The organism is Klebsiella sp. HMSC25G12 (genome assembly GCF_001807705.1).
GTDB classification, from domain to species: Bacteria; Pseudomonadota; Gammaproteobacteria; order Enterobacterales; family Enterobacteriaceae; genus Klebsiella; species Klebsiella variicola.
Genome location: NZ_KV789876.1, coordinates 191,467 through 204,497, shown reverse-complemented (window position 1 = coordinate 204,497; position 13,031 = coordinate 191,467). Strand labels below are relative to the sequence as shown.

Annotated in this window: 8 protein-coding genes; 1 reads left to right on the top strand and 7 read right to left on the bottom strand. The window is 60.0% G+C overall.

Features of this window, described 5'->3' with window-relative positions; genetic code table 11:
• Positions 1 to 92: 92 nt before the first annotated feature.
• Together relA and rlmD are read right to left on the bottom strand one after the other, a co-directional pair.
• Complete coding sequence (relA, locus tag HMPREF3096_RS11595; protein WP_008806246.1) at positions 93 to 2,330, bottom strand: GTP diphosphokinase; 2,238 nt, start codon at positions 2,328 to 2,330, stop codon at positions 93 to 95.
• Between the two features lie 121 nt (positions 2,331 to 2,451).
• A complete protein-coding gene (gene rlmD / locus HMPREF3096_RS11590) occupies positions 2,452 to 3,756 on the bottom strand; it encodes a 23S rRNA (uracil(1939)-C(5))-methyltransferase RlmD (RefSeq protein ID WP_032731167.1) in 1,305 nt (434 codons plus the stop codon).
• 112 nt (positions 3,757 to 3,868) lie between these two features.
• Here rlmD and barA point away from each other — a divergent pair, with 112 nt between their 5' ends.
• Positions 3,869 to 6,619 (top strand): two-component sensor histidine kinase BarA, encoded by a 2,751-nt coding sequence (barA, locus tag HMPREF3096_RS11585; protein WP_032731168.1) that lies wholly within the window; start codon positions 3,869 to 3,871, stop codon positions 6,617 to 6,619.
• Positions 6,620 to 6,848: 229 nt separating this feature from the next.
• Here barA and HMPREF3096_RS11580 read toward each other — a convergent pair whose 3' ends face one another.
• From HMPREF3096_RS11580 to HMPREF3096_RS11560, 5 genes are all read right to left on the bottom strand, one after another.
• Positions 6,849 to 7,988, bottom strand: a complete 1,140-nt coding sequence (locus HMPREF3096_RS11580) for a glycerate kinase (RefSeq protein ID WP_032731169.1) — start codon at positions 7,986 to 7,988, stop codon at positions 6,849 to 6,851.
• Positions 7,989 to 8,060: 72 nt separating this feature from the next.
• The gene (gene gudD, locus HMPREF3096_RS11575) at positions 8,061 to 9,401 is read right to left on the bottom strand and encodes a glucarate dehydratase (RefSeq protein WP_070544426.1); all 1,341 of its coding nucleotides are present in this window, start codon (positions 9,399 to 9,401) and stop codon (positions 8,061 to 8,063) included.
• Positions 9,402 to 9,418: 17 nt separating this feature from the next.
• Complete coding sequence (locus HMPREF3096_RS11570; protein WP_032731170.1) at positions 9,419 to 10,759, bottom strand: enolase C-terminal domain-like protein; 1,341 nt, start codon at positions 10,757 to 10,759, stop codon at positions 9,419 to 9,421.
• A complete protein-coding gene (locus HMPREF3096_RS11565) occupies positions 10,756 to 12,114 on the bottom strand; it encodes an MFS transporter (protein ID WP_008806252.1) in 1,359 nt (452 codons plus the stop codon). Before HMPREF3096_RS11565 ends, HMPREF3096_RS11570 begins: the two co-directional genes overlap by 4 nt.
• Positions 12,115 to 12,585: 471 nt before the next feature.
• Positions 12,586 to 13,029: a flavodoxin gene (locus HMPREF3096_RS11560; RefSeq protein WP_008806253.1), complete on the bottom strand. Its 444-nt coding sequence runs from the start codon at positions 13,027 to 13,029 to the stop codon at positions 12,586 to 12,588.
• Positions 13,030 to 13,031 lie beyond the last annotated feature (2 nt).

Below are 13,031 nucleotides of genomic sequence, written 5' to 3'. Positions count from 1 at the left end.
GGGAACGTCTCAGCGATTTTGAGGCCGCCAACGCCGGCAGTTTCAGCAGCCATTGCCCCAGCGGTCATTCATTGACCTGGCCTGGAGAGGGCTTAACCGCCGTGCAGACGGCGCGCGTCAATGACATCGGGCACCTGGTTGAGCTTACCAAGCACCCGGCCCAGCACCTGCAGGTTGTAAATCTCAATGGTCATATCGATGGTTGCCAGCTGCTGACGGGTATCACTGCGGCTGGCGACACCCAGCACATTCACCTTCTCATTGGCGAGGATGGTGGTGATATCGCGCAGTAAACCGCTGCGATCGTTCGCCTCCACCCTGACCACCAGCGAGTAGCCCGCCGAGTAGCTTTCACCCCATACCGCATCGACGATGCGCTCCGGAGCATGCGACTGCAGTTCAGCCAGCTGATCGCAGTCGGCGCGATGCACGGAAATCCCGCGCCCCTGGGTGATAAAGCCGACGATCTCATCGCCCGGGATCGGCTGGCAGCAGCGGGCAATATGGTGCATCAGGTTGCCTACCCCTTCCACCACCACCCGGCCATTGTCCTTGGTGCGGTTCTGTGGGGCGTAGGTTTTCTGCTGCAGCTGCTTCAGCGCGGCCGCATCCTGCTCAGCGGCGCTCGGTTTATTGAACTGCGCCTGCAGGAAATTGACCATCTGGTTGAGACGGATATCGCCGCCGCCAATGGCAGCCAGCAGTTCATCGAGCTCGTTGAAGTTGTAGCGCGGCAGCAGGTGTTTTTCCGCATCCTTAAGACTGATGCCCAGATGCTCCAGTTCGTCGTCGAGGATCTGCCGACCGGCGAGAATATTCTTGTCGCGGTCCTGTTTACGGAACCAGGCGTGGATCTTCGAGCGTCCGCGACTGGTGGTCACGTAGCCGAGGTTAGGGTTCAGCCAGTCGCGGCTCGGGTTCGGCTGCTTCTGGGTAATAATTTCGATCTGATCGCCCATCTGCAGCTGATAGGTGAACGGCACGATACGGCCGCCAATTTTGGCGCCGATGCAGCGATGGCCGACGTCGCTGTGAATATGGTAGGCAAAGTCGAGCGGCGTCGACCCCGCCGGCAGGTCCACCACGTCGCCTTTCGGCGTAAAGACATACACCCGGTCGTCGAAAACCTGGCTGCGCACTTCGTCGAGCATTTCGCCAGAGTCGGCCATCTCTTCCTGCCAGGCAATCAGCTTACGCAGCCAGGCGATGCGGTCCTCATAGCCACGGCCACCGCCGGTGCCCGCTCCCGCCCCCTCTTTGTACTTCCAGTGCGCAGCCACGCCAAGCTCAGCATCTTCATGCATCTGCCGGGTGCGAATTTGAATTTCCACCGTCTTGCCGCTCGGGCCCAGCACCACGGTATGAATAGACTGATAGCCGTTGGGTTTCGGGTTGGCCACGTAGTCATCGAATTCATCCGGCAGGTGACGATAGTGGGTATGGACGATCCCCAGCGCGGCGTAACAATCCTGCAAACGCTCGGCCACGATGCGCACCGCGCGAACGTCAAACAGCTCGTCAAACGCGAGGTGTTTTTTCTGCATTTTGCGCCAGATGCTGTAGATGTGCTTCGGCCGGCCATAGACTTCCGCCTTGACGCCTTCGGCTTTCATCTCCGAGCGCAGGTGACCGACGAACTCGTCGATGTAATGCTCACGGTCGATACGGCGTTCGTGGAGCAGTTTAGCAATGCGCTTGTATTCTGCCGGATGCAGATAACGGAAGCAGTAATCTTCCAGCTCCCACTTCAGCTGGCCGATACCTAAGCGGTTCGCCAGCGGCGCATAGATATTGGTGCACTCTTTCGCCGCCAGCACGCGTTCATCTTCCGGCGCGTCTTTGACCTCGCGCAGATGCGCGATCCGCTCAGCAAGCTTGATGACCACGCAGCGGAAATCGTCAACCATCGCCAGCAGCATGCGGCGAATGTTATCCACCTGCTCGGAAGATACCGAGTCGTTATGGGTGGCTTTTAGCTGGCGGATAGCGGCCATGTCCCGCACCCCGTGAATCAGGGTCACGACCGATTTACCCACGCTCTCCTGCATGACCTCTTCACTAACGACTTCACCGTCCGCCAGTGGGAACAACAGCGCCGCGCGCAGCGTATCGAGATCCATACTCAGGGTGGACAGAATCTCCACCATTTCGACGCCACGCCACAGCAGCAGGTCTGCCTGCGGGTGTCCTTGCGTTTTTTCGCGACAATAATCCCAGGTTTCGGCTAAGCGCTCACACGACTGCTGGCTGGAAATCCCCAGACTCGCGATCCATTTCTTCGGGTCAAATTCACCAGCTTTATTAAGATGTGCACTTCTTACCGCAACCATTGTCCTCTCCTTAAGGGACCGGCCTGCCGAAGTCGGCAAGCCTCAACTTTCTACATGTCATCCTGCAGGTCGCGTCAGCATTGACGGCCAGGGTGGCTCTTCTGCGACGTTGTGAATGACCTTATGTAAGCCTGCGCTCAAACAACACCATTGATTCCAGATGACCGGTATGCGGGAACATATCCAGCATCGCCAGGCGTTGAATCTGATATCCAGCCTGCAACAGGGTTTCGCTGTCTCGCGCCAGCGTCGCCGGGTTGCAGGAAACATACACCACCCGCCGCGGTGCCAGTTTTATAATATGCGGCATCACGCCCGGCGCGCCGGCGCGGGCCGGGTCCAGCAGCACTTTATCAAAGCCGTGCTTCGCCCAGGCCTGACGGGTGACATCCTCTTCCAGATTTTCATGGAAGAAAGTGACATTTGATAAACCATTGAGAGCGGCGTTTTCCCGCCCCTTTTCTACCAGCGCGGGCACCCCTTCCACCCCCACCACCTGGGCGGCTCGCGTCGCCAGCGGCAGGGTAAAGTTCCCCATCCCGCAGAACAGATCCAGCACCCGGTCCTCCGGCCGCAGATCCAGCCATTCCAGCGCAGTACGCACCATCTGCTGATTCACGCCGTCGTTGACCTGGATAAAATCCCGCGGACTGAACACTAAGCGTAGTCCGTCTGAGGTGTACCATGGCGCTTCGCCATGAATATGTTCCAGTATCTCGCTTTGCGGCGCGAGGTACAGAGAAAGACCGTGAGTTTGCGAAAAGCGTTCCAGTTTTTCCCTGTCGCCCGCTGGCAGCGCGGCGGTATGGCGCAGCACCATCAGCGGGCCGTTGTCCGCCTGCACCAGCTCGACGTGGCCGAGGTGGCGTAATGCGCTCAGCGCGCTTAAGCACTCACGCACGGCGGGCAGCAATGCCTCAAGCTGGGGCACCAAAACAGGGCATTGCACCACATCGACGATCGCTTTGGCGTTGGCCTGGCGAAAACCCATCTGCAATTGTTGGGTCTTTGGTTGATAATTCAAGCTTAAGCGCGCGCGACGGCGGTAGCCCCACGGCACGCCGGCGATGACCTCATCCACCTCACGCTTCATCAGCCGCGCCAGCGCGGCACGTTTACTTTGCTGCTGAAGCGCGACGCTGGCATGCTGCTGTTGGCAGCCGCCGCAGACGCCAAAATGCGGGCAGCGCGGCGCCTGGCGCTGCGGGCTGTCGGTTAGACGGCGTTTCACCTGGGCGCGGGCGTACTGTTTTTTGTCTTCCACCAGCACCACCTCGGCCTGCTCCTGCGGCAGCACACCGCTCACGAACAGCGCCTTTCCCTGGTGGCGGGCAACGCCCTGACCAAAGGGATCGAGGTCATTGACTGTAACGGTTATGATCTGGCGCGTCGTCACACGCCGTTTTGCAGAGTAGAATTGCGCCATCGTAGAGAGTTGTCTCAATCAAATAAAACGAGCTCGTTCAGGGCGGCAGTGCCGCGAAGCGCACCGACGCGCACAGAACGATGATGTCTATATTCTCCCATAATGGAACCGCATGACCAACTACAGCCTGCGTGCTCGCATGATGATTCTGATACTGGCGCCAACCGTCCTGATTGGGCTGTTGCTCAGTATTTTCTTTGTCGCTCATCGTTATAACGACCTGCAACGCCAGCTGGAGGACGCCGGCGCCAGCATTATTGAGCCGCTGGCGGTCTCCAGCGAATATGGGATGAATTTGCAAAACCGCGAATCCATCGGCCAGCTGATCAGCGTCCTGCATCGGCGTCATTCGGAGATCGTGCGGGCCATCTCGGTGTATGATTCGCATAACCGGCTGTTTGTCACCTCCAATTACCAGCTCAACTCCAGCGAACTGCAGATCCCGAAAGGCGAGGCATTTCCCCGCCATCTCAGCGTCATCCGCGACGGCGACATCATGATCCTGCGCACGCCGATCGTCTCGGAAAGCTATTCTCCCGATGAGTCCCCCGAATCTGACGCCAAAATGCCGGGCAATATGCTGGGCTACGTCGCGCTGGAGCTGGATCTGAAATCAGTCCGCCTCCAGCAGTACAAAGAGATTTTCATCTCCAGTGTGATGATGCTGTTCTGCATTGGCATCGCGCTAATCTTCGGCTGGCGCCTGATGCGCGACGTCACCGGGCCTATCCGCAATATGGTCAACACCGTCGACCGCATCCGCCGCGGACAGCTGGACAGCCGGGTCGAGGGTTTTATGCTCGGCGAACTGGATATGTTGAAAAACGGCATTAACTCGATGGCCATGTCGCTGGCGGCCTACCATGAGGAGATGCAGCACAACGTCGACCAGGCGACCTCCGATCTGCGGGAAACCCTTGAGCAGATGGAGATCCAGAACGTTGAGCTGGACCTGGCGAAAAAGCGCGCCCAGGAGGCGGCGCGCATTAAGTCTGAGTTCCTGGCCAATATGTCCCACGAACTGCGCACCCCGCTCAATGGAGTGATCGGCTTTACCCGCCTGACGCTGAAAACCGATCTCAACGCCACGCAGCGCGACCACCTGACCACCATCGAACGTTCGGCCAATAATCTGCTGGCGATCATCAATGACGTGCTCGACTTTTCCAAGCTGGAAGCCGGGAAGCTGATTCTGGAGAGTATTCCGTTCCTGCTGCGCACCTCGCTTGATGAAGTGGTCACCCTGCTGGCGCATTCCGCACATGATAAAGGGCTGGAGCTGACGCTGAACATTAAGAACAATGTGCCGGATAACGTCATTGGCGATCCGCTCCGTCTGCAGCAGATTGTGACCAACCTCGTGGGCAATGCGATTAAATTCACCGAGCACGGCAATATCGACGTGCTGGTGGAGCAGCGGGCCATCAGCAACTCGCGGGTACAGATCGAAATTCAGATCCACGATACCGGCATCGGCATCCCCGAACGCGACCAGTCCCGACTGTTCCAGGCCTTCCGTCAGGCCGATGCCAGCATTTCACGCCGGCACGGCGGCACCGGGCTTGGGCTGGTGATCACCCAGCGTCTGGTCAAAGAGATGGGCGGCGATATTTCGTTCCACAGTCAGCCGAACCGCGGCTCCACCTTCTGGTTCCATATCAGCCTTGATCTCAACCCGAACGCCATTCCGGATATGCTGAACACCGACGGGCTGACGGGCAAACGTCTGGCCTATGTGGAAGCCAACGCGACGGCGGCGCAATGTACGCTGGAGATGCTGGCCGCCACGCCGCTGGAGGTGATCTACAGCCCTACCTTCTCCTCGCTGGCGGAAGCGCAGTACGACATTCTGCTGGTCGGCATCCCGGTCTCAATGCGCGATTTGTCGCCGCACCGGGAAAAATTAGTCAAAGCCTGCGCGATGTCTGACAACGTGCTGCTTGCTCTGCCATGTCATGCCCAGGTCAGCGCCGAAGCCCTGAAGCGCGACGGCGTCGCTGCCTGCCTGTTGAAACCGCTCACTACCACCCGCCTGCTGCCGGCGCTGGTGGCCACCAATCATGCGCCAGCTTCCGCGCCGTTGACGCAGGCCGACAGTCATAAGCTGCCGATGACCGTGATGGCCGTCGACGACAATCCGGCTAACCTGAAGCTGATCGGCGCCCTGCTGGACGACCTTGTGCAGCAGGTGATCCTCTGCGACAGCGGCCAGCAGGCCGTGGACCAGGCCAAGCGGCTGCAGATGGATCTGATCCTGATGGATATTCAGATGCCGGATATGGACGGCATCCGCGCCTGCGAGCTGATTCATCATCTGTCGCATCATCAGCAAACCCCGGTGATTGCGGTCACCGCGCACGCCCTGGAGGGCCAGCGGGAGAAGCTGTTGAGCGCCGGCATGAACGATTATCTGGCGAAGCCAATCGAAGAAGAGAAACTGCACGCTCTGCTGCTGCGCTATCAGCCCGGCCTGCTTAGCGTCGCTCCGGCGGCGCTACCGCCTGCAGAGCCGGTCATCGACCATAACCTGACGCTTGACTGGCAGCTGGCGCTGCGTCAGGCCGCCATGAAGCCGGATCTGGCGCGGGAGATGCTGCAGATGCTGATCGCCTTTATGCCGGAGGTGCGTAATAAAGTGGAAGAGCAGCTGGTGGGCGAGCAGCCGGAAGGGCTGGTGGATCTGATCCACAAGCTGCACGGCAGCTGCAGCTACAGCGGCGTGCCGCGGTTGAAAAAGCTGTGCCACACCCTGGAGAGCCAGCTGCGGTCGGGTACCGCCGCCGAGGACCTGGAGCCGGAGCTGCTCGAGCTGTTAGACGAGATGGATAATGTGGCCCGCGAAGCGTGCCGGATGGGCGTGTAAACCCCGGATAGCGGCGCTACGCGCCTCATCCGGGCTACGCCCTACGGTCCGGTATTCGGTTGGTAGCCCCGGTAAGCGTAAGCGCCACCGGGGACGGTTCCCGGATCGCAGTGTTACGGTCCAGTACCCGATTGGTAGCCCCGGTAAGCGTAAGCGCCACCGGGGATGGTTCCCGGATCGCGGTGCTACGCACCTTATCCGGGCTACAAATACCACTGCGCCAACCGGGTTACCGCTTACCGCCCATCTGCAAAACCGCGGCGACGTTACGCGCCGTCATCCGCAGGTTGGCGGCGGCATTGGCCAGCGCTTCATCCAGGGTACAGATGGTATATAACACGCTGAATACCGCATCCAGTCCGTGCTGATGCACCACCCCGACATCGGCGGTAAGGCTGCCGGCAATCCCAATCACCGGAACGTTAAAACGCTTCGCCACCTTCGCTACTCCCACCGGCACTTTGCCGTGGATCGTCTGGCTATCGATACGCCCTTCGCCGGTGATCACTAAATCGGCATCCGCCACCCGCGTCGCCAGTTGCAGCGCATCGGTGACGATCTCAATGCCCGGGCGCAGCGTTGCGCCACAAAACGCATACAGCGCCGCCCCCATGCCGCCCGCCGCGCCACCGCCTTCCAGGCTCAGCACATCGATATCTAAATCGCGGGCGATAATCCGGGCATAGTGCAGCAGGCCGCTGTCGAGGCGGTCGATCATCTGCGTCGTCGCCCCTTTTTGCGGGCCAAACACCGCGCTGGCCCCCTGCGGGCCGGTTAGCGGGTTGGTGACGTCGCAGGCAACCTCAATCCGGCAATCTGCCAGCCGCGGATCGAGTTCGCTAAGGTCGATACGCGCCAGCGTCTCCAGCGCGCCGCCCCCGGAGGCGATTTGCTGGCCGTCGGCGGTCAACAGTTTCGCCCCCAGCGCCTGCGCCATCCCGGCGCCGCCGTCATTGGTCGCACTGCCGCCAATGCCAATAATGATCTGTCGCACGCCGGCGTCCAGCGCGTGTCGGATCAGCTCCCCGGTTCCCCAGGAAGTGGTCAGCAGCGGATTACGCTGCGCCGGCGGGACGCTCTCCAGCCCGCTGGCTGCCGCCATTTCGATAAAGGCGCACTGGCGATCGCCGGACAGCCCATAAAATGCCTCAACCGGTTCACCCAGCGGCCCGGTGACCGTCAGCGGAACCTGATGCCCGCCGGTCGCCGCCACCATGGCTTCCACCGTCCCTTCACCACCGTCGGCAACCGGCAGCTTGACGTACTCCGCGTCAGGATAAATCTCGCGAAAGCCTTGCTCTATCGCCGTGGCCACTTCCAGCGCGCTCAGACTCTCCTTCCAGGAATCCGGTGCGATCACTATTTTCATGTGCTGTCCTTACTCTGAGCCAACCCCTGGCGCTGTCGCGCAATGCCGGCCCCCGCAGAGGCCGGCGGCCTTTTAGCGCACCATGCATGGACGCTTGTTGTCAAAGGTCCAGCCCGGGATCAGATACTGCATCGCCATCGCATAGTCGCGGGCGCCAAGACCATGTTTCTTATATAGCTCATTTGCCTGCATCACGCGGTCCATATCCAGCTCAACCCCCAGGCCCGGGGCACTCGGTACCTGCACCATACCGCCTTTGATTTCAAAAGGTTGTTTGGTCAGACGCTGGTTGCCCTCCTGCCAAATCCAGTGGGTATCAATCGCGGTGATTTTGCCCGGCGCCGCTGCCGCGACATGGGTGAACATCGCCAGCGACACGTCGAAGTGGTTATTGGAGTGCGATCCCCAGGTCAGGCCGAACTCATGGCACATCTGCGCCACACGCACCGACCCCTGCATGGTCCAGAAGTGCGGGTCCGCCAGCGGGATATCCACCGACTGCAGGGACAAGGTATGGCCCATCTGTCGCCAGTCGGTAGCGATCATATTGGTCGCGGTCGGCAGGCCCGTCGCGCGGCGGAACTCGGCCATCACTTCGCGGCCAGAGAAACCTTGTTCGGCGCCGCATGGGTCTTCCGCATAGGCCAGCACGCCCTTCAGCTGTTTACCAATCTGGATGGCTTCCTCCAGCAGCCAGGCGCCGTTCGGGTCGAGAGTGACGCGGGCATTCGGGAAGCGTTTCGCCAGGGCGCTGATCGCCTCAGCTTCTTCAAAACCGGCCAGCACGCCGCCCTTCAGCTTAAAGTCGTTGAAGCCATATTTTTCATACGCCGCTTCCGCCAGGCGGACCACCGCATCCGGCGTCATCGCCTCTTCATGGCGCAGGCGATACCACTCGCACTGCTCATCCGGCTGGCTCTGATAGGCCAGCGGCGTGGCGTGGCGGTTGCCGACAAAGAACAGATAGCCCAGCATTTCGACTTCGCTGCGCTGCTGGCCATCGCCAAGCAGGGAAGCGACATTGACGCCAAGGTGCTGGCCCAGCAGGTCCAGCAGCGCCGCTTCAATCCCGGTTACCACGTGAATGGTGGTACGCAGGTCGAAGGTCTGCAGGCCGCGGCCCCCGGCGTCGCGGTCGGCAAACTGGTTGCGCACCGCGCCCAGCACATTCTTGTACTCGCCCAGCGTTTTGCCCACCACCAGCGGCGCGGCATCTTCCAGGGTCTGGCGGATTTTTTCGCCGCCGGGGATTTCGCCGACGCCGGTATGCCCGGCGTTATCTTTGATAATCACAATATTGCGGGTGAAGTACGGGGCGTGCGCGCCGCTCAGGTTCATCAGCATGCTGTCATGGCCGGCAACCGGGATCACCTGCATGGTCGTAACAACGGGCGTTGAAGTGAAAGTCGTCATAGCATCATCCTTTTTAATTAGTGGCGGCCGAAAACGGGACGTTTGCGGTCGAATGTCCAGCCGGGGATCAGGTACTGCATCGGGCCTGCGTCGTTGCGCGCGCCGCCCGGCAGCGCTTTATAGGCCTCATGGGCTTTGCGCACCTGCTCCCAGTCAAGTTCCACGCCGAGTCCCGGCGCGTCTGGCACGGCAATCTTGCCGTGAATAATCTGCAGCGGATTTTTGGTCAGGCGCGCGTCGCCCTCCTGCCAGATCCAGTGGGTGTCAATGGCGGTGGGGTTGCCCGGCGCGGCGGCGCCGACGTGGGTAAACATCGCCAGGGAAATATCAAAGTGGTTGTTGGAATGGCAGCCCCAGGTGAGCCCCCAGTCGTCACACAGTTGCGCCACCCGTACCGCGCCGGAGAGCGTCCAGAAATGCGGGTCCGCCAGCGGGATGTCGACGGCATTGAGCATCACCGCATGGCCCATTTCACGCCAGTTGGTGGCGATCATATTGGTGGCGACCGGCAGCCCGGTGGCACGACGGAACTCGGCCATCACCTCCCGGCCGGAGAAACCTTGCTCGGCACCGCACGGATCTTCGGCATAAGTCAGGATATCCTGCAGCCCTTTGCACAGCGCGATGGCCTCATCCAGCAGCCAGGCGCCGTTCGGGTCGACGGTGATGCGCGCCTCCGGAAAACGCTTTTTCAGCGCCCGCGCGGTGTCGATCTCCTGCTCGCCGGGCAGCACGCCGCCCTTCAGCTTAAAGTCTTTGAAACCGTAGCGATCCTGGGCGGCTTCCGCCAGACGCACTACCGCCTCGCTGCTCAACGCCTGCTGATGGCGCAGGCGGTACCATTCATGATCGCCCGGCGTATGGTCCAGATAGCCAAGGTCGGTTTTCTGCCGATCGCCAATATAGAACAGGTAGCCCAGCACGGTGACGGCATCACGCTGCTTACCCGGCCCCAGCAGCTCGCAGACCGGCACCTTCAGCACCTGGCCGAGCAGGTCGAGCAGCGCCGCTTCCAGCGCCGCCACCGCGTTAACCTTCAGTTCGAAGGTCCATGCCCCTTTGCCGAAGGTATCGAAATCCGCCGCCTGATTGCCTTTGTGCACCTGCTGCACTACGCGATTGAGTCGGGCGACCTCCTGGCCCACCACCTGCGGGATCGCCGCCAGCAGCGTCTGGTAGATAACCTCCCCGCCGGGCGCTTCGCCAACGCCGGTGTGGCCGGCATTATCGGTCAATACCACGATATTGCGGGTAAACCAGGCGTTGTGCGCCCCGCCGATGTTCAGCAGCATGCTGTCGTGCCCGGCCACCGGAATGACCTTCATCTCTGTGATAATCGGGCTGGATTGGGTAGTCATGATGAGCGCCCCACCACAGGTTTCAGTTCGATGCGTTTGATATCGCCCACCAGCACCAGGTAGCTCAGCACCGCCACCAGGGCATGGATGCCGACGTAGATCAGCGCGCCGTTGAACGAGCCGGTGGTGCCAACGATATAGCCGATGGCGATGGGAGTGACGATACCGGAGATATTGCCGAACATGTTGAACAGGCCGCCGGAGAGACCGCTAATTTCTTTCGGCGCGGTATCCGCCATCACCGCCCAGCCGAGCGCCCCGATCCCTTTGCCGAAGAAGGCCATTGCCATAAAGCCGATCACCATCCACTCCACGTTGACATAGTTACACATCAGCATGGTCATGGAGAGCAGCATCCCCAGCACGATCGGCGTTTTGCGCGCGATGTTCAGCGAGCCGGTGCGGCGCATTAACCAGTCGGAAATCACCCCGCCCAGCACCCCGCCGACAAAGCCGCACACCGCCGGAACGGAGGCGACAAAGCCGGCTTTGAGGATCGACATGCCGCGCGCCTGCACCAGATAAACCGGGAACCAGGTGATAAAGAAGTAGGTTAAGGCGTTGATGCAATACTGACCGATATAGATGCCGATCATCATCCGCGATCCGATCAGCTGTCTGATCTGTCCCATTTTGACGCTAAACGGCACTTTCTGCGCGCTACTCTTCTGATCCATGTTGATCAGCGCCCCGCCTTCGGCGATATAGTCCAGCTCTTTCTGGTTCACGCCCGGATGGTTGTTCGGATCGTGGATCACTTTCAGCCACACAAAGCTGATCACAATCCCCAGGCCGCCCATAAAGAAGAACACGTGCGACCAACCCACCTCATGCGTCAGCCAGCCCATGATCGGCGCGAAGATAACGGTGGCAAAGTACTGGGCGGAGTTAAAAATCGATACCGCCGTCCCCCTCTCCTGCGCCGGGAACCAGGCGGCGACGATACGGCTGTTGCCCGGGAATGACGGCGACTCGGCAAGGCCGACGAGGAAACGCAGAGTGAACAGCGCGATGATAATGCCAAAGCCGCTGAAGATATCGACGAAGCCCTGCAGCAGGGTAAACATCGACCAGATGAAGATCGACCAGAAATAGACGCGCTTCGAACCGAAGCGGTCAAGCAGCCAGCCGCCCGGGATCTGGCCGATGACATACGCCCATGAGAAGGCGGAGAACACATACCCCATGCCAACAGGATCGAGGCCGATATCTTTGGCCATTTCTGAACCGGCGATCGACAGCGTCGCCCGGTCACCATAGTTAAAAGAAGTGACGATAAACAGCATCACCACTATCCAGTAGCGGGCGTTGGTGCGCTTTTCAGCCGCCGTCGCCGCCTGACTTAATGAACTCATTGTTGTACTCCTGAATCATAGCGTTTAGCTACGTTCATTCTGAACAGCACAACCTGTAGGGTAATCAGAATGACGTGGTCGTGTTTTGATAGTTGTCGTTATATCTGGCACTGCATTTATCACTGGCTGGAGCAGTATATGAAGAGGCACACCGCGGCTCACCGTGCATCTACACAGCTTTTACGCCGCTATTGCAGGTGGTTTGTGGCGAATGCCTGAAAGAATGGGGGGAAGTTCACGGAAATGAAAAACCAGCGCCGCTGGAGCCGCAAAGCACAGCAAAAAGGGCCGGAGTGTGAAATACCTCACTTGACCCGGTGAAACTGGCTGGCTTAAGCCATGATATTGCTAAGGATATTGTGGCGTTTGCCTAAAGGCGTGGCGCCAGGAACGCGCTACCATTTTGACGTCCGCGTATCTGGCCGCGACGTATTGAAAGAGCGCCCTCTGCGTAGGGAGAGGGCAGCGCTTTTATTCGAGCAGGGTGGCCCACTGCTCAACCCACGGATTGGAGACGCTCTCCGGCTCCGGGTCTTCGCTGGCGTCAATCTTCAGCATCTCGCCGATGCGCTTCGCGCCCTGCTCCTGCAGTAGCTGGTCGAACTTCAGCCCGCCGCCGCAAAAGTTAGCATAGGTGCTGTCGCCGAGCGCGATAATGCCGTAGCGCAGATGGGGCTGATACATATCTTTCATCCCCTCATACAGCGGAACAATGCTGTCCGGCAGATCGCCCTGCCCGGTGGTGGAGGTGACCACCAGCACATATTTACCCGTATAGGATTCCCAGTCGTTGACCTGCGGATCCTCGTACACGGTTGCCTTGTGTCCCAGTCCGCTGAGGATCGCTTCCGCTTCTTCCGCGACCAGCAGCGAGTTGCCGTACATGGTGCCGACAAAAATTCCGACTTCCGCCATGC